At 58.7% G+C, this 23,385-nt stretch carries 20 protein-coding genes and 1 pseudogene; 10 read left to right on the top strand and 11 right to left on the bottom strand.

What is annotated here, in order from left to right:
* Positions 1 to 33: 33 nt before the first annotated feature.
* Together prmC and ACVWY9_RS05135 are read right to left on the bottom strand one after the other, a co-directional pair.
* Positions 34 to 921, bottom strand: coding sequence for a peptide chain release factor N(5)-glutamine methyltransferase (gene prmC / locus ACVWY9_RS05140; protein ID WP_457387695.1), 888 nt, complete (start codon positions 919 to 921; stop codon positions 34 to 36).
* A 12-nt stretch (positions 922 to 933) separates the two neighbouring features.
* Positions 934 to 1,788: a Tic22 family protein gene (locus tag ACVWY9_RS05135; RefSeq protein WP_414329355.1), complete on the bottom strand. Its 855-nt coding sequence runs from the start codon at positions 1,786 to 1,788 to the stop codon at positions 934 to 936.
* Between the two features lie 497 nt (positions 1,789 to 2,285).
* Here ACVWY9_RS05135 and ACVWY9_RS05130 point away from each other — a divergent pair, with 497 nt between their 5' ends.
* From ACVWY9_RS05130 to ACVWY9_RS05115, 4 genes are all read left to right on the top strand, one after another.
* Entirely contained in the window at positions 2,286 to 2,477 is a 192-nt protein-coding gene (locus ACVWY9_RS05130; RefSeq protein WP_457387694.1) for a hypothetical protein, read from the top strand.
* A gap of 145 nt (positions 2,478 to 2,622) precedes the next feature.
* Entirely contained in the window at positions 2,623 to 5,136 is a 2,514-nt protein-coding gene (locus ACVWY9_RS05125) for a peptidase U32 family protein (RefSeq protein WP_457387693.1), read from the top strand.
* A 164-nt stretch (positions 5,137 to 5,300) separates the two neighbouring features.
* Positions 5,301 to 5,825 carry an acetolactate synthase small subunit gene (ilvN, locus tag ACVWY9_RS05120; RefSeq protein WP_011432604.1) on the top strand — a complete coding sequence of 175 codons (525 nt, stop codon included), beginning with the start codon at positions 5,301 to 5,303 and terminating at the stop codon, positions 5,823 to 5,825.
* 53 nt (positions 5,826 to 5,878) lie between these two features.
* Positions 5,879 to 6,481, top strand: a complete 603-nt coding sequence (locus ACVWY9_RS05115; RefSeq protein ID WP_457387692.1) for a hypothetical protein — start codon at positions 5,879 to 5,881, stop codon at positions 6,479 to 6,481.
* A 25-nt stretch (positions 6,482 to 6,506) separates the two neighbouring features.
* Here ACVWY9_RS05115 and ACVWY9_RS05110 read toward each other — a convergent pair whose 3' ends face one another.
* A complete protein-coding gene (locus tag ACVWY9_RS05110) occupies positions 6,507 to 7,253 on the bottom strand; it encodes a DUF3120 domain-containing protein (RefSeq protein ID WP_414329009.1) in 747 nt (248 codons plus the stop codon).
* Between the two features lie 152 nt (positions 7,254 to 7,405).
* On the opposite strand from ACVWY9_RS05110, the gene ACVWY9_RS05105 reads away from it, so the two are divergent.
* Both ACVWY9_RS05105 and ACVWY9_RS05100 read left to right on the top strand, forming a co-directional pair.
* Positions 7,406 to 8,449, top strand: coding sequence for a glucokinase (locus ACVWY9_RS05105; protein WP_414344654.1), 1,044 nt, complete (start codon positions 7,406 to 7,408; stop codon positions 8,447 to 8,449).
* A 262-nt stretch (positions 8,450 to 8,711) separates the two neighbouring features.
* Positions 8,712 to 9,746 (top strand): methyltransferase domain-containing protein, encoded by a 1,035-nt coding sequence (locus ACVWY9_RS05100; RefSeq protein WP_457387691.1) that lies wholly within the window; start codon positions 8,712 to 8,714, stop codon positions 9,744 to 9,746.
* On the opposite strand, the gene ACVWY9_RS05095 is transcribed toward ACVWY9_RS05100, so the two are convergent.
* Positions 9,653 to 11,380, bottom strand: a complete 1,728-nt coding sequence (locus tag ACVWY9_RS05095; RefSeq protein ID WP_457387690.1) for a helicase HerA domain-containing protein — start codon at positions 11,378 to 11,380, stop codon at positions 9,653 to 9,655. The two genes, ACVWY9_RS05100 and ACVWY9_RS05095, sit on opposite strands and share 94 nt — an antisense overlap.
* Before the next feature lie 317 nt (positions 11,381 to 11,697).
* Here ACVWY9_RS05095 and ACVWY9_RS05090 point away from each other — a divergent pair, with 317 nt between their 5' ends.
* Positions 11,698 to 12,921, top strand: coding sequence for an RNA-guided endonuclease InsQ/TnpB family protein (locus ACVWY9_RS05090; RefSeq protein ID WP_457387689.1), 1,224 nt, complete (start codon positions 11,698 to 11,700; stop codon positions 12,919 to 12,921).
* A gap of 232 nt (positions 12,922 to 13,153) precedes the next feature.
* On the opposite strand, the pseudogene ACVWY9_RS05085 reads toward ACVWY9_RS05090, so the two are convergent.
* Both ACVWY9_RS05085 and ACVWY9_RS05080 read right to left on the bottom strand, forming a co-directional pair.
* Positions 13,154 to 13,564: pseudogene (locus tag ACVWY9_RS05085) on the bottom strand (Ig-like domain-containing protein); the annotation flags it as partial.
* A 255-nt stretch (positions 13,565 to 13,819) separates the two neighbouring features.
* Complete coding sequence (locus ACVWY9_RS05080) at positions 13,820 to 14,188, bottom strand: AbrB family transcriptional regulator (RefSeq protein WP_011432615.1); 369 nt, start codon at positions 14,186 to 14,188, stop codon at positions 13,820 to 13,822.
* A 339-nt stretch (positions 14,189 to 14,527) separates the two neighbouring features.
* Between ACVWY9_RS05080 and coaBC the strand changes: the two genes are divergently transcribed.
* Positions 14,528 to 15,766 (top strand): bifunctional phosphopantothenoylcysteine decarboxylase/phosphopantothenate--cysteine ligase CoaBC, encoded by a 1,239-nt coding sequence (gene coaBC / locus ACVWY9_RS05075; protein WP_457387747.1) that lies wholly within the window; start codon positions 14,528 to 14,530, stop codon positions 15,764 to 15,766.
* Between the two features lie 89 nt (positions 15,767 to 15,855).
* On the opposite strand, the gene sppA is transcribed toward coaBC, so the two are convergent.
* From sppA to ACVWY9_RS05050, 5 genes are all read right to left on the bottom strand, one after another.
* Positions 15,856 to 16,662: a signal peptide peptidase SppA gene (sppA, locus tag ACVWY9_RS05070; protein ID WP_457387688.1), complete on the bottom strand. Its 807-nt coding sequence runs from the start codon at positions 16,660 to 16,662 to the stop codon at positions 15,856 to 15,858.
* A 74-nt stretch (positions 16,663 to 16,736) separates the two neighbouring features.
* Entirely contained in the window at positions 16,737 to 17,441 is a 705-nt protein-coding gene (gene fabG, locus ACVWY9_RS05065) for a 3-oxoacyl-ACP reductase FabG (RefSeq protein WP_414373529.1), read from the bottom strand.
* A 105-nt stretch (positions 17,442 to 17,546) separates the two neighbouring features.
* Entirely contained in the window at positions 17,547 to 18,395 is an 849-nt protein-coding gene (gene rsmA, locus ACVWY9_RS05060; protein ID WP_457387687.1) for a 16S rRNA (adenine(1518)-N(6)/adenine(1519)-N(6))-dimethyltransferase RsmA, read from the bottom strand.
* 75 nt (positions 18,396 to 18,470) lie between these two features.
* On the bottom strand, positions 18,471 to 20,192 hold the full coding sequence (locus ACVWY9_RS05055) for a sensor histidine kinase (RefSeq protein ID WP_457387686.1): 1,722 nt from the start codon (positions 20,190 to 20,192) through the stop codon (positions 18,471 to 18,473).
* 68 nt (positions 20,193 to 20,260) lie between these two features.
* Positions 20,261 to 21,394, bottom strand: a complete 1,134-nt coding sequence (locus ACVWY9_RS05050; protein WP_457387685.1) for a PIN domain-containing protein — start codon at positions 21,392 to 21,394, stop codon at positions 20,261 to 20,263.
* Positions 21,395 to 21,907: 513 nt separating this feature from the next.
* On the opposite strand from ACVWY9_RS05050, the gene ACVWY9_RS05045 reads away from it, so the two are divergent.
* Both ACVWY9_RS05045 and rseP read left to right on the top strand, forming a co-directional pair.
* The gene (locus ACVWY9_RS05045; RefSeq protein ID WP_011432622.1) at positions 21,908 to 22,150 is read left to right on the top strand and encodes a NifU family protein; all 243 of its coding nucleotides are present in this window, start codon (positions 21,908 to 21,910) and stop codon (positions 22,148 to 22,150) included.
* A 132-nt stretch (positions 22,151 to 22,282) separates the two neighbouring features.
* Positions 22,283 to 23,380, top strand: a complete 1,098-nt coding sequence (gene rseP, locus ACVWY9_RS05040; protein WP_457387684.1) for an RIP metalloprotease RseP — start codon at positions 22,283 to 22,285, stop codon at positions 23,378 to 23,380.
* Positions 23,381 to 23,385: the final 5 nt, after the last annotated feature.

Below are 23,385 nucleotides of genomic sequence, written 5' to 3'. Positions count from 1 at the left end.
GCGATACCCCATCTTATGGGATCCTACCCTTTTCTATCCGACGAAGTGGGCGCTGACCACCCGTTCAACCCCGGCCAGATCTCGGTGAACTTGGATCTGCCGATAACAGCCCCTATCTCGCAACTGCTCCGCCACCCAAGGGGCTTGGCCTCGCATCACTTCCACCGCCCAAAAGGAGTTCGGGGCCAGGTAATCCGGTGCTGCTTGAATCAACAGCCGCAAGTGGGCTAGGCCGTCTTCTCCCCCATCCAGAGCCTGTCGCGGCTCGTGCAGTCGCACCTCTGGCATGAGCGAGGCCAGCTCGGCAGAGGGAATGTAGGGAGGGTTGGAAACCAGGCCGCGCAGCCGTCCTCGCCAGGGATCCAAAGGTACAAACCAGGATCCCAGCAGCAACTTCACCTGCTCCTGCAGATGGTGGGCTGCCACATTGTCTGCCGCAACAGCCAATGCCTCTGGGCTAGAATCCACGGCCAGAAGCCGCAACTGGGGGTGCTGATGGGCCAACGCAATGGCAATCGCCCCGCTGCCTGTACCCAGGTCGGCAAAACAGGATCCCGGCGGCAGAGGATTGGCCTGTAGCCAAAGGGAAGCCTGCTCCACCAGCAGCTCGGTCTCCGGGCGTGGGATCAGCACCGCCGGCGTCACCCGCAAGCTCAAGCCCGCCCACTCAACTTTGCCCAACAGGTACTGTAGGGGGATGCGCTCTTCCACCCTTTGCCGCCAAAGGGTCTGCACCTCCTCCAGGGGATCCCCCTCCCCAGCCGGAGCGCGACCCATCAGCCGCTCCAACGGCCCCCACCCCAGCCGTTCCCTGAGCAAAATCTCCACTTCCTCGGCAGGGATCCCAGCCGCTTTTGCCGCCCTCAGGGCTTGGGCACGCCACTCTGTTAACCGCTTCACCAGAGCAGACGGGGATCCCATCAGGGGCTTAGGTTAACGCTGAGGCTGGGGACTTGCAGAAGGATTGGCAGGCCGGGCCAGGGATTGGATATACTCCAGCGCCGAGCGAGAGGGGATAAAGGCAATTTTCTGCACATCGGCCTGCGCGTCGGGGGCCAGCATACGCTCTACCACAATGGCCAGCGAGGTCACTTCAATCTGGGTTTTCCCAACCACATCCGGGTTCTGCGCCGCCGCCCGATCCAAGGCCCTCCGCAAATCGTTGCGGTCGAAGAAGAAGGGCACCACCTCATGGCCATCCTGCTCGATGGTCAGCAGCCCCTCTCCGGAGCGGCCATAGAACAGAGGCACACCAATCGCTTCTGCAGGCACATCTTGACCGGTTTCCTTCAGCACCTGCTTGGCTGCTTCCACATCAGAAGCCCGAGGCACCACCTCAAAATACAGGTCACTATTCTTGGCGCGCTCCTCTTCCGATTTTTCGTAGGCATACCCCAGCGAGAGAGGCACCACCCGGGCTTGACTGGCTATCTCGGGGTTGCTGGCTTTCACCTGCTCCAACACTTGCTGGGCCTGGGCCTGATCCAGCCAGAAGGAAACCACTTGGATGGTGCGGCCATCCCGCTCCACATTGGCGACAACGGGGGTGCCGTTCTGAGACACGATGGCAAAAACAGGCACCAGATTCAGCCGTTCCGCCACCTCTTGCCGGCTCATGGGGCCTGCGGCTGCCTGAGCCAGTAGAGCACTCTCCTGAGCCCAAACGGGAGTTACAGCCAAGCCCCCCCAAGCTGTTCCGATCAGGATCCCGGCTACGCCGCCCACCTGAGCTGCACAGCGGCAGAGGGAGCGCACAGGCGATACTACATTACAACGCGTCATTCTCATCTCAACTCCCGGCATCGCGCCTTGTTCTGGTTGCTATGGGGTCAGCTTCCTAAGTACTAACCAACAGCCTGGGGCAAATCAAAAGCTGCCTAGATTAAACCCGCTCAACAGGGCTTAGGCTAGCGATGCGGCACACTCTCAGCCTTAGGATCCCGGTTGGCCATCGCTGACAACACCCCGGCACACCTATCTTGAAGAGCGCTCTTGGGCCACCCTAGAAGCCAAGGTTAGAACATCTGCTCGACCTCTGTCGAGGGGCAAAGCCCCTATTTTGGGTGGGGATCCCGCATCACTCAATACTATATACGGAGTCGCATACAACTGATCCACGCTAGATGCAGATCCCTCCGAGGGTTGTGTACCCAGCTCTCCCATAAAACGCTGCCTATTCCAGCCTTGTTCGGCGGTGTCCTGATGTAGCCGCGCAAACGTGGCAGCTGCTGTTAACTTTTGTTAAGGTAGGGGTGCGAACCCACAGCTGTAGGGAGCATTGAGTCATGCCTAAGATCTTCACCGCTGAATTCAACCAATTTGAGACCATCAACGCTACTCAGGCCTGGTCTTTGTTTTTCACCATCAGCGCTTCCGATCGGCTGCTGGGTGACAACCCGGCTGTTGGCCGCTACCTAACGTTGGCTTTGTTCAGCGCCGTCCTCACCGGGATCCTGAATGTGCTGGTGGCTTCTTAGCTAGACCCTTTACGGACGGAACGAGTTTTTTGTTAAGAGGCCGCCGGCAGAGGCAGCTTGACCTGAGACAAGGGGATCCTGCTCTCAGGTTTTTTGATTTTGAATGGGAAAGGATCCCTTGTTCTCTTTGTGGGGCTGTCTTCCGATGAAAGCTGCTGGGATAGATTTCGCGGAAACGGATCACTTTGAGGCGCCGCCTCTGACCACCAAGTTGCCCCTACTGCTGGCTCCAGCAGGGGATTGGGAGTGTGCCAAGGCGGCGGTGGAAAACGGAGCCGATGCCATTTACTTTGGGCTGGAGCGCTTCAACGCCCGGATGCGCGCCCGCAACTTTACGGAAGCGGATTTGCCGGAACTGATGGCCTGGCTGCACCGGCGGGGGGTACGGGGCTATGTTACTTTAAATACCCTGGTTTTTCCAAGGGAGCTGACGGAAGCCGAGGGATACATCCGCTCGATGATTGCGGCGGGGGTGGATGCGGTGATTGTGCAGGATATTGGCATCGCCCGCCTGATCCGGCATCTTTCCCCCGATTTCCCCATCCATGCTTCCACGCAAATGACCATCACCAGTGGAGTGGGAGCGGAGTTTGCCGCTGAGCTGGGCTGTGAGGTGGTGGTGCTGGCGCGGGAATGTTCCCTCCAGGAAATCGCCCAGATCCAGGCCTATCTGCAAGAGAAGGGATCCTCCCTATCTCTGGAGGTCTTTGTGCATGGGGCGTTGTGCGTGGCCTACTCGGGGCAATGTCTGACCAGCGAGGCGCTGGGGGGGCGTTCGGCCAATCGGGGGGAATGTGCCCAAGCCTGCCGCATGCCCTATGAGCTGGTGGTAGACGGGATCCGCCGCGACTTGGGGGAGAAGCGGTATCTGCTCAGCCCTCAAGATTTGGCCGGGCTGGAGGTGCTACCGGAGCTGGTGAAGCTGGGGATCCGCTGTCTGAAAATTGAGGGCCGACTGAAATCCCCAGAATATGTAGCCAATGTAACGCGGGTGTATCGGCAGGCCTTGGATGCGCTGGGGGTGGGACAGCCGTGGCAGCCCTCGCAACAGGAACGCTACGAGCTGGAGATGAGCTTTTCTCGTGGGCTCTACACAGGCTGGCTGCGGGGCATCAACAACCAGGAGCTGGTGCACGCGCGGTTTGGCAAGAAACGGGGGGTTTACCTGGGGCAAGTGGTGGGGATCCAACAGGATCAGGTGGGGATCCGGCTGGAGGCACCCCTCAAAGCCGGGGATGGCGTGGTGTTTGATCAGGGGCAGCCGGAGTTACCGGAGCAGGGGGGGCGAGTTTACCGGGTGCAAGAGAAGCAGGGGCTGGCCTGGCTCAGCTTCGGAGAGGGGGTCATTGATCTCAAACGTCTGCGGGTGGGGGATCGCCTCTGGAAGACCAGCGACCCGGAACTGGAAAAGCGCCTGCGCCAAAGCTACGCCGGGGATCACCCCCGCTTTCAGCGGCCTGTCCACATGGAGGTTCACGGCCAAGTGGGATCCCCGCTGACGCTGATCCTGCGGGATGAGCAAGGCCATACGGTGCAGGTGGATTCGCCGCTGCCCCTGGAAGCTGCCCACCGCCAACCCCTCACCACCGAAAAACTGCGACAGCAACTGGGCCGTTTGGGCTCCACTCCCTTCAAGTTGGGATCCCTGCACAATGCCTTGCAGGGGGAGGTAATGCTGCCGGTGAGCCTGCTCAACCAGATGCGCCGACAAGCGGTGGAACGCCTACAAGCTCTGCGAGCTCAGCCCCCGCGCTGGCAACTCAATCCCGAAGCTCACTGGCAAGATCTGGTGCCTTCTCAGGAGGAGCCCGAAAGGGGATCCCCGCAGTTGGTGGTGTTGGTGCGGGATCCGGCGCAACTGCCGCCGGTGATAGCCAGCGGTATTAGGCAGATCTATCTGGAGTTTGAGGATCCCCGCCGCTATCGGGAGGTGATCCGCACAACCAAAGCCGCCCATCCCGAGGTGGAACTGTGGGTCGCTCCGCCCCGCATCACCAAGCCAGGAGAAACCTGGATCCTAAAGCAAGTGTTGGTCGGCGGAGCCGATGGCTACTTGGTGAGAAATTACGACCATCTCCGTTTTTTTGCCGGGCAGCGCTGCATTGGGGATTTTTCCTTGAATGTGGCCAATCCCATCACGGCCCACTATCTCAAAACCCGTTACAACCTGGAGCGCCTGACGGCTTCCTATGACCTCAACCACGAGCAACTGGGATCCCTGCTGCAAGCCGGCCCCGCCCATAGGTATGAGGTTACCCTTCATCAACATATGCCCCTGTTCCACATGGAGCACTGCGTCTTTTGCGCCTTTTTATCCAGCGGAACGGATTACACCAATTGTGGTCGCCCATGTGAAAAACACGAGGTGAAGCTGAGGGACAGGGCCAATGTCGAGCATATTTTGAAGGCCGATGCCGGCTGTCGGAATACCCTCTACAACGGCAAGGCCCAAACGGGGGCAGAGTATGTGCCGAAATTATTGGCCTTGGGCCTGCGCTATCTGCGCATCGAATTTTTGCATGAATCCCCCGCCGAGATCCAACAAACCCTGCACCGCTATCAGCAACTCCTACAAGGTCAACTCAGCGGATCCCAACTGTGGCAGGAGCTGAAGCTACACAGCCAATTGGGGGTTACGCGCGGGTCTTTGGAGAGTTAACGGCTGCGCTGTCTTTCTCTAGGGCGCCGGCTCTGCAGCTGTGCTCCGACCGGAGCAATGCGAAAAACATTCCGGCAAAGTTGGCGTAAAATTTCCTCAGGGTATTGTTATTCCCAGGTGCTTCCCCAACCTCTTCTCAGCTTTTTCTCTATCCTCTGGTTGCCGTGAAACACACCCTCAGCGCCCTCGTGCAGGATCAGCCTGGCGTTTTAACCCGCATTGCGGGGATGTTTGCCCGTCGCGGCTTTAACATCGACAGCCTCACCGTTGGCCCCACCGAACGACCGGGGATCTCTCGTATCACTATGGTGGTGCAGGGCGATGAACACGATGTGGAGCAGATGACGAAGCAGCTCTACAAGCTCATTGACGTGCTGAAAGTAACCGACATCACCCATGTTCCCTGTGTGGAACGGGAGCTGATGCTGGTCAAAGTTAACGCCAGCCCCGATACCCGCTCCGCCATCATGGATGTGGCCCAAATGTTTCGTGCCCGGATTGTGGATGTGGCAGAGGAGTCTTTGACTCTCGAGGTAACCGGGGATCCCGGCAAAATGGTGGCCATCATCAAGATGTTGACCAGCTTTGGCATCCGCGAGATCGCCCGTACCGGCCTTGTGGCTCTCACCCGCGAGTCCGGCGTGAATACGGAATACCTGAAGCAACACCCCACCTTAGTTACCGTCTGATGGCCTCAGGGGAAGCGATGCCGAAGTCGGGGTGGAGGGGCCAGGGATCGGTTGTGCGCGGTGCACTCAGCCTTGTGGCTATTGTGCTGGTGGGGCTGCTGGTCGGCTGTGGCCCCAGGCCGCCAAAACCGATTGTGCAGCAGGCCCTCGCCTATCAGATCGCTCATGTGTCCGGGCCGGTGGGATCCTTGGTGGGCAGTGACCAGCTAGCAGCCCGCCTGCAATTGCAGGATGTGAAAATCCGCCAGGATCGCCGTGAACCCTTGCTGTTGGCCTCAGGAGAAACCCTGGAAGGCCATCACCTCAGCGGCACCTACACCCTGAGCGTGCAGCCGCCGGGATCCCGCCGCCCCTATCGCCGCAAAGGGGATCCCTTCCAGCTCACCCTGGCCCACCAAAAGGCACAAACTGTTGCTACACAACGCTCGCCCGACCGCGTTGAAACCGCGCCCGAACGGTGGCTGCTGGCCTACAGCTCACCGGATTCCAAGACTTGGGAGGTCATCGACTTTCTGCCTCAGCCCGCACCGGCACCGGAGTTGCCTCCTGCCGGGCCAGAACCTACACTGCCGGCAACTGCACCTGCTGCCGCCGACGTTGGCAGGACGGAGTCCGATGGAGCTCCCAGCCCTACCAATACTTCTACTTCCACCTGAAGCAGAGTTATGGGGATGTCCCAGCTCACCGCAGCAGAGCTGCCCCCCAGCCAAATAGCCCATCCACCAACAGGGTATTCAGCACTGCTCCCGCAAATGCCCAATGGTGCAAGCGGCGGGATCCCTGGACTCTCCACAATCCAACACCCAGCAACAGAAGGCCCAAGCCGATGCCCCAACCCAGGCCCCAGGGGGTAGCCATTTTGTCGAGGGCCGCCCTAAAAGGGACAACCGCCTGCTCCAACCGGTCAAACTGCATCGCCTGCCGCCACTCAGGCAGCAGCCCCACCGAGTGAATGTAGAGATCTGTAACCGCCGTACCCCACAGGGAGCCGAGATAAAACCAGGTACCGATGCGGGCAAACCGTCGCCGTGTCCCCCACCAGACAATCGGGATCCCCAAGGCTTCCATGGGCATGTGCCAAAGAGGCTCAAAGCGCAGCCATCCCCAATACAGGGATCCTGCCAGCCAAGTCAGGGTAAAGCCGTACAGCAAATCTCCCCACAGGCGGGTACGGGGCTGGGAGTAGAGATGCAAGCTAAGGCCCAGCCAGCCCAAAGACATCACCAAGCTGACCCAAGGGGCATACCGCACCAGGGGCGCTTGCACAAAAACGGGCAGACTCACGAGCAGAGCTGCCACTCCCCCAATGGCATGGTGGGATCGAAAACGCCTTTGAGCCGAGAGAGGGCGGGGATCCAGCCCGGCCAAACGCTCAGAGGACAGCAGAGGCTCATCTTGGAGAGGGGGTAAAAAAGGTGTAGAAGACAAAATGCAATATTAAAAACCTTTACATCAGTTAACATAGCACCTTCTTTGCCCTTCCCTCTTCTCCCCAGCAGGAGCGGGGAAGCCTTGGGGGCCTGGCATTCTCTCTCCAGAGATGTCAGGGTGGGAAGGAGGTGCTGGCCGGAGGAAACTGTATGGACTTGTTGTTGGCAGGAGACATCGGGGGCACCAAAACCAGCCTCAGCCTTGTCAATGCCGAGGATCCCGAGCACAGCCTTTACCACTGCCGCTATGCCAGCCAAGATTACGCCAACCTCGCCCCAATGGTGGGAGAGTTTCTGGCCCAGGCTCGGCGGGAGCTGGGGCGAGATCCACAGCCTGCTGCCGCCTGTTTTGCAGTGGCCGGCCCCGTCATGGAAACAAGGGGCTCAGGGTCTGAGGGACAGACTGCCAAAGTGACCAACTTGCCCTGGGATCTGCAGTCGAGCCAATTGGCCGCAGAGCTGGGGATCCCGCGCGTAGCCTTGATCAACGACTTCAGCGCTGTGGGGTATGGCGTGCTTGCCCTCGGCGACCAGGATCTGGACACCTTGCAAGTGGGTGAGCGTCAACCGCGGGCTCCGATTGGCGTGATGGGAGCAGGCACGGGTTTGGGGCAGGCTTACCTTACCTGGGGAGAAGGGGGTTACCAAGTTCATGCTAGCGAGGGCGGTCACGTGGACTTTTCCCCGCGCACCCCTCTGGAGTGGGAGCTCTTGAGGTATTTGCAAAAACGGCACGGACGTGTCTCCACCGAGCGGGTGGTCTCGGGGCAGGGGATCGTTGCCATTTATCAATTTTTGCGGGATAGCCAGTGGGGCTCAGGAGAAGAACAGCTGCTGGCCCAAATTGAGGCTTGGGAAAAGGGAGCTAAGCATATTGACCCGGCAGCCCAAATTGCCAATGCTGCCATGGAAGCACGGGATCCTCTGGCGGTGGAGTGTCTGCGGCTTTTCATCAGCCTGTACGGGGCTGCAGTCGGGAACTTTGCCCTACACCTATTGCCGCGCGGGGGCCTGTTCATCGCTGGGGGGATCGCGCCCAAGCTCTTGCGCCTACTGCACCAAGGGGAGTTTTTGTCCTCGTTTTTGGATAAGGGGCGGATGCGTCCTCTTCTGGAGCAACTGTCGGTGCAGGTGGTGGTGAATGCGCAGGTGGGGCTGAGGGGAGCTGCTCGCTACGCCGCCAACCTTTGGTAGGGAGCAGCCGCTGCTACTGAGGTTGCCGCCCCGGCCCAGCAGGCGATCGCAGCAATCCCAATGGGTGCTGGAAAATCTCGCCCAGCTGCCCTTTGCCGGGATCCCAGACTTCTTCCTTGAGCCAGCAGATGGGTCAAGATGGGATTGTGCCTTTGCTTGGCTGGCCCCATACCGGAAAGCACTCCGCCTGGGGCTGCGCTATCCAACCGACAATGATTGCCACCACGCAGAGGGACTTTATAGAAACTTCATGGTTGATCCGATGAATCCAATCTTTTGGGCTTTGGGCATAGCTGTGCTGCTGGCCGTGGGCTTGGCAGCCTATCTGTTGACCGCTCGCAAATACGAGTCTCCCGCTTCCGTGGCCAAGTCTTACGACGAGTGGACTCGGGATGGGATCCTAGAGTTTTACTGGGGCGAACACATTCACCTAGGCCACTACGGCTCTCCTCCCCAACGAAAAAATTTTCTGCAGGCCAAGCACGACTTTGTCCACGAGATGGTGCGCTGGGGGGGGTTGGATCGACTGCCTGCAGGGACGACCGTGTTGGATGTGGGCTGCGGCATTGGTGGGAGCTGCCGCATCTTGGCCCGTGACTACGGCTTTGTCGTTACCGGCATCACCATCAGCCCTCAGCAGGTGAAGCGGGCACAGGAGCTGACCCCCCCCGATCTCAAAGTTGAATTTCGGGTGGCCGACGCCCTTGATCTGCCCTTCCCCGATGCCAGCTTCGATGTGGTGTGGTCCATTGAGGCAGGGCCCCACATGCCGGACAAGGCCCGCTATGCCCAAGAGATGCTGCGGGTGCTGAAGCCAGGGGGGATCCTGGTGGTGGCCGACTGGAACCAGCGGGACGACCGGCAAAAGCCCCTCAACCTGTGGGAACGGCTGGTGATGCGGCAACTGTTGGATCAATGGTCACACCCTTCCTTCTCCAGCATCGAAGGCTTTGCCGAGCAGTTGGAGGCTACTGGCCTGGTGGCGGGACGGGTAGAAACCGCCGACTGGACTCAGGAGACCCTTCCCTCTTGGCTGGATTCCATCTGGCAGGGTGTTGTCCGCCCTGAGGGCTTTCTCAGGTTTGGCTTGGTCGGCTTGGTGAAGTCCTTGCGGGAGGTACCCACCTTTTTGCTGATGCGGCTGGCTTTCGGCACAGGGCTGTGTCGCTTTGGCATGTTCCGAGCGGTGCGGGCAGCTTGTGCTCACAGCCCCAGCTCGGACTTAGCCTGTTGGGCGGCCAGGAGCACCTCCGCATCTTCGGCCTGCGACCAGTCGGGGTCGGCGATCTCGGCGTAGAACCTTTGGTCGTAGGAGCGGGTTTGCACCACCACCGGCATAGGCACAGCGTGGCCGAGAAGGAGGGCCTGTTGCTTGGAATCCAGCTTGGCCAACACCGTTTTCAGGTTCTGGCTACCCGCCACCCCTGTGAACACCGCCTCGATATCTTGGTCGTCGTTGAGCAGCGCCGTGATGCGAGTGCCCAACTGCGACATCACCTCGCTGTCGATGCGGGAAGGGCGCTGATCCACCACCAGCAGCGTGACAAAGTACTTGCGCATCTCGCGGGCAATGGTGCCGAAGATGGTCTGCTTGGCCGCCCGCGGATTTAGAAAGCGGTGGGCCTCCTCGATGGTGATGCACAGTTGACGGGGCCGGTCGAGGGGATTTTTGGATTGCAAGTACCGCTCCGTCTGGTGCACGTAGGCCTGGTGAATGCGGCGGGTGATGACGTTGGCCGCCAACATGTAGGAGAGCAGGTTGGACTGGGATCCAAACTCGATAACCACGTGAATGCCGCGGCTGAGGGCATCCAAAATCTGGCCGATGTAGTTGTGGGGCAGGGTGCTGCGGATGTACTTGAGGTTGTCAAGGCGGGTGAGCTTGCGCTGCAGGGCCATCATCGAGGCTTTGTTGCCCATTTTCTGTTCGCAAAACTCTTGAATCTCGGTGTTGGAAAGGCTCAAGAGGCGGCTGATCCAGTCGCGGCCAAACTCGTTGCGCAGGATAATGGCGTTTTCCAGGCTGGCTTCCGATAGGTTCAGCTCCTCTGCCAACAGGGCCAGATCCTCCACCTCGATCTGGTTGTAGGCGATGAAGAGCTCCTGCGCATCCCGCACCCCTCGCCGCCGGGTGGAATCGGGATCCAGGGTATAGATCTGTACCTGACCGGGAAAGAGCTGCCGCAAGCCCTTGACGGTGCTGGCGTGTTTGTCTTCGCTGGCCGCCTCCCAGCCGTACTCGGAGTGCATGTCAAAGATCAAGTTCACCGCTGCCCGTTTGCGGATGATGCCGGCCAGGATCAGGCGGGCTAGAAAGGACTTGCCGGTGCCCGATTTGCCGAAAATGCCGTTGCTGCGCTCCACCCAGCGATCCAAGTCCAAACAGATGGGCACAGCCATGTCGAGGGGCTGGCCGATAGCAAAGTTGCGCCGCTCCGGGTCGTCTTCCCAGCCGAAGACGGTGCGAAAGTCCAGTTCCCGTGCCTCATACACTTGCGAAAAATGGGCGGGCACTGTTTTCACGGGCAGCAGCTCCATGGCGCCAGCGGAAGGGGGTTCTTGGCCGAGGGGAGCTGCCAACGCTTCTGGCCGTTCGGGATTGACCAGGGGATACAGCCTTTCCCCTTCCGTTTGCCGCGGCACCAACATCAGCATCGGGGTGAGGGCAATAATGCCGTAGGTGCCGGTACCGGCCAGCACCTCCTGCAGCAAGGTCTCTTCCGGGCGGGGGGGATTGACCAGAATTTGGGGGTTGCTGGTTTCTAGGGTAACGTCAGTAAGCAGGCCAAAGAAGCGGTTGCGCTGCCCCTGGATCACCACGAATTTGCCCACCCGCAAGTCTTCTACCGAGACACCGGGATTGAGGCGAGCTTCCAGCCCTCGACTCAGGGATCCCTGAATCACGGTGGCCAAAGGTTGAGGAGGGGTCATGGCAGTGAGGGTTGGGTTCCAGATGCCTTATTCAGTTGCCCATCTGTAAGCGGGCGCTGGTGCGGGGGGCGCCATCCTGCACAATCCAGGTGCGGACGATCTCCACTTCCTCCGGCGTCCAAAAGCCCAGACGGGACAGGGGCAGCCCGCGGGCCTGAATGTAAGCAATCTTCGGGGAGTCGCCGCGAGCTTGGGGGCGGTTGAGCTGAACTCTAGTCTCGACTGAATGCAGTGTACATTATATATATTCAGTATGCCCCAATTTGTAGCTCCAAAGGGAACAGCAATAGGTTTAGTGCTGAACTAGAGGTCGTACTTTGTTATTAGGATTCAAGACGGAGTTAAGACTGAATAACAAGCAAAGGACACTGGCGGCGCAGCACGCTGGGGTTGCTCGGCACGCTTACAACTGGGGACTGGAGCTTTGTAAGCAAGCTGTGGCAGAGAAGCGGAAGATTCCCACGGCAGTTGATCTGCACAAGAAACTTGTAGCCGAGGTGAAGAGGGCTAATCCTTGGTACTATCAGGTTTCTAAGTGTGCCCCGCAGGAAGCTCTTAGGAATCTGGAGAGAGCAATTAAGAGGTGGCGTGCTGGGAAGTCTAGATTTCCAGTATTCAAGAAGAAGGGGAAGCTGGACAGCTTTTACCTAGAAGGTGGGATTAGAATTTCCGGCAACAAAATCAAGGTTCCGATTTTCGGCTGGTTAGCTTGTTACGAGGTCTTGCCTGCGGTTGTGCCCAAGAATGTTGTTATCAGCCGGCGGGCCCACCGTTGGTTTATTTCCTTCAAGTATGAGGCGCCTGAGCCAGGGGAGCTGGAGAAGGAAGGGGACGTCGTTGGGGTTGACCTAGGAGTTAACAATCTAGCCACGTGTTCTGACGGGGGGACTTTTGGCAACCCCAAGCCCTATTGTAAGGCTAGGAAGCGGCTGAGGAGGTTGCAAAGGCGGTTGTCCAGGAAAGTTAAGGGGTCGCAAAACCGGCGGAAGGCAGTTAAGAAGGTGGCAAGACTCCACAAGAGAGTAGTTGATATTCGTCGGGACAACCTACACAAGCTTACTACCTATCTAGCTAAGAGGTATCGGGTGGTAATTATAGAGGACCTGAACGTCTCGGGGATGCTCAAGAACCACAAGTTAGCTAGTAGTCTAGCCGAGTGTAGTTTCTATGAGTTCAGGCGACAGCTAGAGTATAAAGCTAGGCTCTACAGCTGTCAGGTGGTAGTGGCGGATAGGTTTTATCCGTCCAGCCAGCTGTGTTCTTGTTGCCAGCATAAACAGCAGATGCCGCTGCACCAGCGGGTGTTTCGTTGTGAGAGTTGCGGTTTAGAGAAAGACCGGGATCTCAACGCAGCGATTAACTTGGTGGGGTGGTATTTTGAGGTGTATTTACCCTCAACTACCCCCAGCTTGGGGGGAAGTCACGCCTGTGGAGATCCCGCTGCCGGGGTTGGGTTGCAAGCCCAGCTAGGCAAGGGTCGTAGAAGCAGGAAGAAAGCATCAACGCTGGTCGAAAGTCCACTTTTGTCCAATGTTGTTTAAGTCTTTCGGAGCGGTTAATGGCGTTGAGGATGTAGGCGTGGCGGCTCGTCCACCGGGGATTGATCAACTCGCTATTGGGATCCCCGGGCCTGACATAGGCCATCGTGGCCTCATAACTGTCCAGCAACTGGGTGCGCTGCCGTCCTGCCGGCTGATGGCAACCCACACAACTGGCTTCTAGCAGCGGTTTGACATCCCGTTCGTAGGTAAATTGCGGTTCGGTGCGAAAACTCAGCTGAATGGCCTGCTCGAGGGGCAGCCCCTCTTGGGGAGAAAGCGTGAGGGTGTAACGGGTGCTAAAGCGCAAGGGATCCCGAGGCTTAAGCAACAACTCGTCTCCCTGCACATCAAAAATAACCGCTGCCGGCGGATCCAACTGAACCGCCAGACGTTGTAGATTAGGATCCAGTGGCCGATTGAATTGCAGCCGAATGACTCCATCCACAAAAACATCCTGCTGTTCGGGGGTAGGCTGGGAAGACACCCACTCCAAAAATGCCTGACTTTGAGAAGCATTCGACTGAGGCCAAACTTGCCGATGAGACTCGATGACAAAGAACGCTGCTGCCAACAACAACAGCCCCGCCCAAGTTCGCCACCGCCGCCAATGGCGAAAGACATTTGGCACGGTCGGAGTGTTCATTGCCGCAGACCCAATTTAACTGTTGTCAGAATAGCGAACTTACCCACACTTCAGCCATTGATGAGGTACAAACTGCCAGGGATCCCCAGCGGATCATGAGGATCCCTTGTTTGAAAAGTAGAAAGACAATGAGCACCGGAGCGAAGGGAAGAGGTCGCTGCTCCCAAGCCCCTAGAGGCCGAAAGGAATACCAAAGGCTTTACCCAAGCTGAGATGAGATCACCAGCAGGGAAAAGCATCCAGGGAGACAGCAAATCAGTTGACCCGCTCCAGCTTGATGTTGTGGTGGCCCAGCTTGATCTCAAACTCATCTCCGGGCTTGAGGCCCATCTTCTTGGTGTAGGCAGCTCCGATCAGGAGGTTGCCATTCTTATGAACCGAAACCCGGAAGGTAGGAGCGCGGCCACGGGATCCATTTTCGTCACTAGCGCCGAGATCCACGCCAACGGCCTTCAACAGGGCGTTGTTAAACTGCATCAGATTCACTCGCTCCTGACCATTCTTGGTGTAGGTGACATAACCACAGGCGCGAGCTTTTTCCTTGCGATCCGCATTTCCCATTGAAGTTACCTTGTCGAGGAGCTCTTGGCCAGTGAGTGGTTTTGGTTTACTGGTTGTAGCCATATCAAGATGGTTTTAGGGACAACTGTTAGTGTAGCCAGAAACAAACAGCGATTGCAATAGAGTTTGATCCAACTCTTCTTAATTAGAGGGAATGAGTGAGCGACTGCAATGGGATCTGAGGGCTAGTTGCGCAAAACAGCAGTGGGGAATTCCCTCTGAAGGCCAGAACCCATGGGGGAGACTTTGGCTGAAATGGGGAATGATAGGCTCTCAGGCCCTATTCTCGACAGGGTCATCCGTCCAAGTCAAAGTATCTTTGGGCGAGGGATCCCCGCTTTGCCGCCGGAATTGAGCAAAAGCAGGGAAACTGGAAACAAGGCTGTTTGCGTGTCACTCAATATGGATCCCTTTTGGTCGGGGCGGCGTCTCCTCATTGGGGTGAGCGGGGGGATTGCTGCTTACAAAACGGCAGCTTTGGTGTCTGCTCTGGTGCAGCAGGGAGCAGAGCTCAAGGTGGTTTTGACAAAAGCTGCGGAACATTTTATTTCTCCTTTGACTTTTGCCACCTTGTCCCGCCAGCCGGCTTTTACGGATGCCGCCTTTTGGCAAGCAACACGAGGACGACCGCTGCACATCGAGTTGGGGGAATGGGCGGAGGCTCTCCTCATTGCACCCTTGTCGGCCAACACCTTGGGCAAGTTGGCTCATGGGCTGGCGGATAACTTGCTCACCAATGTGGTTTTGGCTTCCCGGTGTCCGGTGGCGGTGGCACCGGCTATGAATACGCAGATGTGGAAGGCGGAGAAGGTGGCCGAGAATTGGCAGCGGCTACACCAGGATCCCCGTTTTTGGGCCTTACCGACGGCCAGTGGCCGCTTGGCCTGTGATGCGGTGGGGGAAGGGCGCATGTTGGAGCCGGAGGCGCTGCAGGAGTATGTGCGGGCTTTGCTCTGGACAGGGGGGAAAAAAGATTGGCAGGGCAAGCGGGTGTTGGTGACGGCGGGGGGTACACGGGAGCCCATCGACGCGGTGCGTTTTATCGGCAACCCGGCCAGTGGTCGGATGGGAGTGGCGCTGGCGGTGGCGGCAGCCTGCCGGGGGGCGACAGTGACGCTGGTCCATGGGCCGTTGGGGATCCCCTTTGATCCAGCGCCCTTCGCCATTCGGGCCATTCCGGTGGAGACGGCAGCCCAACTGGAGGCGGCTTTGCAGGCGGAATTTCCCCAGGCGGATCTCTTGTGGATGGCTGCTGCTGTGGGGGATGTGCGCCCCTCCCAGGTTTATCCGGGGAAGCTGCCTAAAGCCGAACTGCCCCAGATGTTGCCGTTGGAGCCGATCCCTGACCTAGTGGCAGCCCTGGCCCGCAACAAACGCCCTGGCCAGCGCCTCATCGGCTTTGCCGCCCAAAGTGGGGATCCCTTGCCACCGGCCAGAGAGAAGCTCCGCCAGAAGGGCCTGGATGCTATTGTGGCCAACCCCATCGACCAACCGGATAGCGGCTTTGGCAGCAGCCACAACCAAGGCTATTGGATCCCCCAGCAGGGAAGTCCAGAGCGGATCCCATTGGCAACCAAGCCAACCCTGGCCCACCGGCTGCTGGATCTGGCCCGGCAATTGGAGTTGGGCTACTTTAGTTAAACTCCCTCTCCCTCTGGAAGAGGGGCCGGGGGTGGGGGCTGTGCGGTACAGAACGCTAAACTTCCCGGAATAGCTGTTCGCGAACTGCCTCAAGAACCTGTGTAAAGCCACAGGGGCAAGCCCGAGGTGCTCGCTTCAAACTGCAGACGGGCCAAGGCTTCTGCTGCCGGCAGAAATCGAGACCAACCTCTGCGCCGCGGGAGCAGGTCGTAGAACTTCGCATCCGTCGGCAAACCCGCCAGCTCTGCCGCCCAAAGGCGGGCATCTTCTTCTGTGCCCAAGCAATCCACCACACCCAAGTGGAGGGCCTGCTCTCCGCTGAAAATGCGGCCATCGGCAAAAGTTTTGACCACATTCAAACTCAACTTGCGGGCAGCAGCAACCGTCTGCACAAACTGGCCGTAGGTGATGTCGATCAATTCTTGCAGGATGTTTCGCTCTTCTGGGGTCAGCTCGCGATCAAACGAGAGAATATCTTTGTAGGGGCCAGACTTAATTACCTTAAATGAAATCCCCACCTTATCCAGGAGGCGTTCGATATTGTTGCCTCGAATGATCACACCAATGCTACCGGTGATTGTTCCTGGGTTGGCAACAATTTTTTCGGCTCCCATGGCAATATAAACCCCCCCAGAGGCGGCAATGTTGCCAAAGCTGGCGACAATACGGGTGCCCTTTTTCTCTCGCAAACGCAAGAGGGCATTGTAGATTTCTTGGGAGTCGGCCACCGTCCCGCCTGGACTGTCGATGCGCAGCACCACAGCAGGGATATGGTTTTCTTCCACCTCTTTCAGGGCCTTGAGAACCCGCTCGCGAGTTTTGCCATCAATGGCCCCTGCCACCTCAATGCGACCGATTTGCCGGCGCAAACCACCCAAGAATAATCGCTTCAGCATGGAAAAGAACTGGATAGGGATAAGTGCATATTCTGTATCATGAATGGCGGCTCATGGCTTGGTCAACCAGTTGCCTAGACGTTGCCATACACCGGGATCACCGCCCCTCGCAGATCCCGCGCTGCTTCTGAGACCAAAAAGGCGATCACCTGCCCGATGGACTCTGGCTTGACCCACAGCTTGGCTCGCTCGGATCCCATGGCAGCTCGGTTGGCCGGCGTGTCGATGATGCTGGGCAGGATGACGTTGGCCGTGATGTCGGTGCCTTGGGTTTCGGCGGCAATGGTGCGGGTCAGGGCCACCACCCCCGCTTTGGAAGCGCAGTAGGCGGCCAATTGCGGGCCCGGCTCCACCGCTCCTCGGGATCCCACCGTTACAATCCTCCCATAGCCCTGTTGCCACATTCTGCGCAGGCTGTGCTTGCAGGTCAGGAATGTGGTGGTGAGGTTGAGGTCGAAGTCGCGATACCAGTCCGCCAAGCTGTACTCGTGGGTGGGGCCCATGGCAAAGCCCCCCACCAGGTGGATCAGCCCATCCACGCGGGGTAGGTCGGCAATGACGCGGGCAACCGCCGCCTCATCTGTTAAATCCACCTGCACAAAGCGAACCCGATCCAGAGCATTGGCCGGCAGGCGCTCCCGCAAAATGGCAAGATCTTTCTCTTGTCGATAGGTCAAGGTCAGCTCTGCTCCGCTGGCCAGCACCACGGGAACCACCCCCAAACCCAGCCCGCCTGTGCCGCCGGTCAAGAGGATTTGCTTGCCTTGGTTGCTTTGCATGGATGCACCTGCATTGACGAAGGGGATCCAAAACAAATTGGGAGGGGAGTGCAAAAAAACTCAGAGGATTTTGAGATCCATCCAACTGAGCTTCCCTCTCTTACCCTACCCCGGTTCCTGCTCCTCTTGAGGAACAACAGCCCTTTTGGGCGCTTTCTCCAGCAACAGATCGCTCAAAGCCAGCCAGTGGGGCAGGGCCAGCTCTTCGGCGCGGGCATCGGGGTTGAGGCGGAGCTGAGCCAAAGCTGCTGCAACCGCTTCTCGCTCCACCAAGCTTCCCAGGGCATTGACGAGCTTCTTGCGGCGGGTGGAGAACCCCTGCCGGAGGAGTTGGTGAAACCAGCAGGGATCCCGGGCGGGGGTGGGGGCGGGGCGGGGGGTGAGGCGAATCACAGCAGATTCCACCTTGGGGGCGGGCTTGAAAGCGGTGGGGGGCACCCTGCAGATCAGCTCGCAATCGGCCAAATACTGCGTCCGCAGGCTCAGAGCACCATAGGCTTTGCTGCCGGGGCCGGCCTGCAAGCGCTCGGCCAGCTCTTTTTGCACCAGAAGGACAATGCGCTCGAACTGCCGAACTGGCTGGGCTGGGGATCCGAGCACCTTTTCCAAAATGGGGCCGGTCAGGTTGTAGGGGATATTGGCCACCAGCAGGCGGGGTTGAGGAGGCAGCGGCAGGCGGAGAAAATCTCCCTCCAGCAGGTGAAAACGGGGTTGGCCGGCGAACCGTTTTTGCAGCAGTCGGCACAGATCCCGGTCGATCTCCACCGCCACCACCTGGGCGCCCTGGGCCAGCAATCGCCGCGTCAGTTGGCCGGTGCCGGGGCCGATCTCCAGCACCCAAGTGGGATCCGCGTCTCCCTCTAGATCATTCAACTGGGCAGCCCGCACAATCGCCTCGTGAACAGCGGGATCCTTGAGCCAATGCTGACCAAACCGTTTACGAGGATAGGGCATGGGGGAATGTTCGCGCAGTGCTGCGCCGCAACCGAGAGGTACCCAGAGCGGTTGAAGGAGAAATGGCCGGGTGGGTCATCGCTGGACTGAGTTGGGAACAGAAATCAAGGTGGGATCCGCATCCTCAGGTCTATCTCGGGCGGGTTGAGCAGGGAGCGCCTCTGGGTTCGGATCCCCGCTCAGGAGCGGCTTGCGGTAGAGGGGCACCGTAAAGGTGACGGTGGATCCCAGCCCTTCGCCCAGGCTGTAGAAATTGATTTCCCCTCCCATCGCCTCCACCAGGCGTTGGCTGATGGCCAGGCCCAAGCCCGTCCCCCCATATTGGCGGGTGGTGGAACCATCCACCTGCGTGAAAGCCTGAAACAGCTTCTGCTGCTTTTCCAGCGATACCCCGATCCCGGTGTCGATGACGCGGATGCGGGCCAACCCCGGATTGCCGGGCAGGATATCCGCCCGCACGGTTACTGAGCCTTTGGGGGTAAACTTGATGGCATTCCCCACCAAATTGAGCATCACCTGCAACAGGCGTTGGTAATCGCCCAAGAGCAAAATCTGATCCGAGGTGTTGGGCAGGTGGAAGCTCAGTTGTAGGCCCTTTTGGCTGGCCTGCAGGCTAGTCTTGGCCTCCACATCCTTAAACAAAGCTCGCAGGTCGCAGGGCTGGAACTCCAACTGCATTTTGCCCGCCTCGATCTTGGCGATATCCAGCACATCGTTGATCAGGGCCAGCAGGTGCAGGGCAGAGCGATAGGCCTCTTGCAAAAAGTCCAGCTCCTCTTCGCGGTTTTCGGCCATCCCGTCCAGCACCAGCTTGATAAAGCCGATGATCCCGTTGAGAGGGGTGCGCAGCTCGTGGGAGGTGTTGGCCAAGAATTGGCTTTTCAGTTGGTTGGCCGATTCTGCTTGGGCACGGGCCTGCTCCAGCTCCTTATTTTTCTGACGCAGAGTTTGGTTGGCTAACTGCAAGCGGGTTGCCAGTTGGCGACTTTGATCCAGCAAAATGGCGTGGGCAATGGCTGCGCCCAGGTAGGTGGCAATGCTCTGGAGTACCTGAATGTGGCTTGGCTGCCAAACAGGAACCCTGTTCGGATCCAGCATTTCCAGCCAGAGCAGGCTGTTGGCGTAGCCCTGGTAAGACATGGCAATGGCCAGATGTCGCCCCGCCTCCACCGGTTCTTCCTGTCTGAGGGCCTGCAACAAATGGGGGTAATCTGCCAGCTTCAGGGTCTGGTGGAGCAGGGAGGGATCCCCAGGATGGCGGCGGTACTCGGCATTGACCGTGAGGGAGTCTTGCCCCACCTCGTAGAGGGCCATCAGGCAGCGATCTACCTCAAACAGTTGCCCCAACTGCTCCACGGTCTGCTGGCACAGTTGCCGGATATCCAGGGAATGCCGGATGTTGCGCACCAACTGCGTCGTGATCCCCTGTACCGGATCGGCCGGGAGAGCATGGGGCTGGCTGTTGGGGCTGCTGGCTCCTCCGGCCAACGCAAAAGGCGTAGCCCCCAGCAACTTGCCCACTGCCGCAACCGCCACCACCTCCCCTTCCATGTCCCGTACAGGGTTGAGAGAAAGATGCAGATGCAACTTGTAGCGGGGCGAGAGCACCTGACATTCGTAGGAGAGGGGATCCCCGCTTGCAAAGACCTGGTTGAGCTTGGCTTCGTACTCTCCAGCGTTGGCCACCTCCCAGATTTGCTGTCCGCTCACGATGTGCTGAGGGTGGATGCCATATTTCTCGGCATCTTCCCAGTAAAAACTCCAGAAGCGCCTCTGGCGATCCTGCGTGTAGAACATCGGAGTGGGTCGGAGGGCGCCCATTTGGGATGAAGCCATCATTGCGCTAGGGGAACGTAGGCCAAAACTCAGGTTTTTCCAGAGGAAGCCGGGCTGGCCGGATCAGAGGCCGGGCGGGTTAGTGGGGCAGAGTCCTTGTTGAGGCGGGCGAAGATCATGCGGCCTGCTGAGGTTTGAATGGCGCTGGTCACAACTACAGAGCGGGTTTTGCCCACAGAGCGCTGCCCTTCTTCCACCACCACCATAGTGCCGTCTTCCAAGTAGCCTACCCCTTGACCTGGCTCTTTTCCTTCGCGGGTGATCTTGATATCAAAGCTATCACCGGCAACATAGATGGGCCGCAGCGCCTCGGCCAACTCATTCACATTCAGCACCTTGACCCCCTGCAGAGCCGCCACCTTCTTCAGGTTGTAATCGGTGGTAAGCAGCGTTCCCCCCACGGTTTGGGTGAGGCGCACCAGCTTTTCATCGACAGTGGTCAGATCTGGATAGTTGGCTTCGTGAATAACGAAACGATCGGGGTAGGCCTCTCGCAAAGACTGCAGGGTATCCAAGCCTTTGCGGCCCCGCTCTCGTTTTTGGGCATCGGCTTTGTCGGCAATGGTCTGCAATTCCGTCAGCACAAAGCGAGGAACCACCAGGGTTCCTTCCAAAAAACCTGTCTCGATTAACTGAGCCACTCGGCCATCGATGATGGAGCTGGTGTCCAAAACCTTGGCCGTGGCAGCCACCACATTGCCCTCCGCCCAGAGGGCTGCTTGTAAAGCATAGTTGGGGTTAAACAGCCGCAGCAGCGAGGGGCCGTGGGTATCGGCCAGGCTGACCCCCAGGTAAGCAAAGGCCAAGCTGAAAAAGACCGAAGCCAGTGGCTCGAGGAACCTGTTGAGTTGGGGAGGCAAGGGCAGCAAGTACACAGGAGCCATGGCCAGATTGGCGATCACCAAGCCGATCACCAACCCCACCGAGCGGCTGATCAACACGTCCGGCGGCAGGGAGCGCACATTGGCCTCGAAGCGACGGTAGCTCCAGCGCACCAGGGATCCCAAAGCCAGTCCTGCCAGCACGCCAAAGCCGCTGGTGACGACACGGGCTCCTTCCACATTGGCCCCCTGAATGGCGGCAGGAGGGAGCAAATCCAGGCCGTAAAACCCGAGACCAGCCCCGGCCAACATGAAGATCGCGATCAGTAAAGCGTCTAGCATAAGGAAAAAGACGGCCCTGCTGAGTGGGTGATGCTGCTGGGAATAGGCAAATCTGCTTCCTACTCATTCTAGTCGTCTGGCGTTGGAGGGATCCGGACAACCAAGCCAGCCCTCCCCCAGAAGGATTCAGACTATGCTGAAATCATAGCGATCCCTTGCCAGCTTGAGGGATCTGTGGAGCATGCCTCTAATCCCCAAAACCCTGAACTTTGCTGAATTTACTGAGCTTTAGGCGGTTTGGCAAAAGTCATTGAGAGGGATATAGTAGACCAAGTTTCCCCCTGATCCTTGAGTCCACCGCAACGGTTGCCGGGAAGTGAAGGGGGAAAGCGCTCGGGGGGTATTCCTCAGGGCTTTGCGGGATACCGCCTTCCTGTTTGGACTCCGTCCCGCTGACGCGAACAGAGATAGGCAGGATGCGATCGCTTCTTTCCTGAACCATGTTCAGGAGAGTTCAGCGTGAATGTATCAGAAACCGCTACAATCCAAATCTCAACGAGGCTAAAAGCAACCATGGCACAAGCACTGGAACTCAATACCGAGAACGTCGAGAAAGTCCTGAACGAGCTGCGTCCTTACTTGATGGCCGATGGGGGCAATGTGGAATTGGTGGAAATCGATGGCCCGGTGGTCAAGCTGCGCTTGCAGGGGGCCTGTGGAGCCTGCCCCAGCTCGACCATGACTCTGAAGATGGGCATTGAGCGCAAGTTGCGGGAGAGCATTCCCGATATTTTGGAGGTGGAGCAGGTATTCTGAGGGGCCCTGTAGGTTTTTGTGAGATTCCTTTAGGGTTCTTTATCATGTGTTGGGTTATGTGCCTTGATAAATAGCCTCGGGTGGCTCTCTGCTCCCCACTTCTTTCTTCTGTGCCTTCTTCAGAGCTAGCGCATGTCTGTTCTCCTCTCCATCGCCATTCTCGCCCTGCTGATCCTGGTGCATGAGGCAGGGCACTTTGCGGCAGCCAAACTCCAAGGGATCCATGTCAACCGCTTCTCGCTGGGGTTTGGGCCGGTGCTGTGGCGATACCAGGGCAGGGAGACAGAGTACGCCATTCGCGCCCTGCCGCTGGGGGGCTACGTGGGCTTTCCTGACGAGGATGAACATTCTCCCTACCCCCCCGACGACCCGGATCTGCTGAAAAACCGCCCCGTGCTGGATCGCCTGGTGGTGATGAGTGCAGGGGTGATGGCCAACCTGATCTTCGCCTATCTGGTGCTGGTGTTGATGTTCGCCTCGGTGGGGATCCCCTCGGTAACGCGCCTCCATCCCGGCATTCTCATCCCTCAGGTGATGCCCGATAGCCCGGCGGAGCGGGCCGGCCTGGAGGCAGGGGATGTGGTGTTGCAGGCAGCCGATCGCGATTACAGGGGGATTGCCGACGAGACGGCGGCCTTGGCAGCTCTGAACGATTTTCAGGTGCTGATCCGCAGCAGCGAGAACCGGCCCATTCCCCTGGAGGTGCAGCGCGGGGAAGGGGATCCCCTGCAGTTGACGGTGATCCCAGAGGCGCGGGGAGAGACGGTGGCCATTGGGGTGACCTTGGCCCCCAATCAAGAGGTGACCTTGCGCCCCGCCCAGAGCGTGGCCGAGATCCTCACGGAGGCGGGAAATGCCTACCAGCGGGTGGTGATGCTCAATCTGAACGGCCTGCAGCAGTTGGTTCAGAATTTCCAAAGTACGGCCACCCAGGTCTCCGGCCCGGTGGGGATCGTCAAGATTGGGGCGGATCTGGCCCGCGATGACGCCGCCAGCCTGTTTAATTTCACCGCTTTGATCAGCATTAATCTGGCCTTTCTCAACCTGTTGCCCTTGCCCGCCTTGGACGGGGGACACATTGCCTTTTTGATCCTGGAGGCGATCCGCGGCAAACGGCTGCCCAAGCATCTGGAGGAGCGGGTGATGCAGACGGGCTTGGTGTTGTTACTGGGATTGGGGGTGGTGCTGATCTTCAAAGACACCCTCGCCATTGTCACCGGGTCGGGCTAGGGGAA

The sequence above is a fragment of the Thermostichus sp. OS-CIW-31 genome, assembly GCF_054060305.1.
The sequence above is the reverse complement of the archived record's forward strand: the minus strand, read 5'-3'. Positions and strand labels throughout refer to the sequence as shown.

Coding starts and splice junctions, on each gene's coding strand:
- prmC (WP_457387695.1), bottom strand. CDS start 921: ATGGGATCCCCGTCTGCTCTGGTGAAGCGGTTAACAGAGTGGCGTGCC.
- ACVWY9_RS05135 (WP_414329355.1), bottom strand. CDS start 1,788: ATGAGAATGACGCGTTGTAATGTAGTATCGCCTGTGCGCTCCCTCTGC.
- ACVWY9_RS05130 (WP_457387694.1), top strand. CDS start 2,286: ATGCCTAAGATCTTCACCGCTGAATTCAACCAATTTGAGACCATCAAC.
- ACVWY9_RS05125 (WP_457387693.1), top strand. CDS start 2,623: ATGAAAGCTGCTGGGATAGATTTCGCGGAAACGGATCACTTTGAGGCG.
- ACVWY9_RS05105 (WP_414344654.1), top strand. CDS start 7,406: ATGGACTTGTTGTTGGCAGGAGACATCGGGGGCACCAAAACCAGCCTC.
- ACVWY9_RS05100 (WP_457387691.1), top strand. CDS start 8,712: ATGAATCCAATCTTTTGGGCTTTGGGCATAGCTGTGCTGCTGGCCGTG.
- ACVWY9_RS05095 (WP_457387690.1), bottom strand. CDS start 11,380: ATGACCCCTCCTCAACCTTTGGCCACCGTGATTCAGGGATCCCTGAGT.
- ACVWY9_RS05080 (WP_011432615.1), bottom strand. CDS start 14,188: ATGGCTACAACCAGTAAACCAAAACCACTCACTGGCCAAGAGCTCCTC.
- coaBC (WP_457387747.1), top strand. CDS start 14,528: ATGGATCCCTTTTGGTCGGGGCGGCGTCTCCTCATTGGGGTGAGCGGG.
- sppA (WP_457387688.1), bottom strand. CDS start 16,662: ATGCTGAAGCGATTATTCTTGGGTGGTTTGCGCCGGCAAATCGGTCGC.
- fabG (WP_414373529.1), bottom strand. CDS start 17,441: ATGCAAAGCAACCAAGGCAAGCAAATCCTCTTGACCGGCGGCACAGGC.
- rsmA (WP_457387687.1), bottom strand. CDS start 18,395: ATGCCCTATCCTCGTAAACGGTTTGGTCAGCATTGGCTCAAGGATCCC.
- ACVWY9_RS05055 (WP_457387686.1), bottom strand. CDS start 20,192: ATGTTCTACACGCAGGATCGCCAGAGGCGCTTCTGGAGTTTTTACTGG.
- ACVWY9_RS05050 (WP_457387685.1), bottom strand. CDS start 21,394: ATGCTAGACGCTTTACTGATCGCGATCTTCATGTTGGCCGGGGCTGGT.
- ACVWY9_RS05045 (WP_011432622.1), top strand. CDS start 21,908: ATGGCACAAGCACTGGAACTCAATACCGAGAACGTCGAGAAAGTCCTG.
- rseP (WP_457387684.1), top strand. CDS start 22,283: ATGTCTGTTCTCCTCTCCATCGCCATTCTCGCCCTGCTGATCCTGGTG.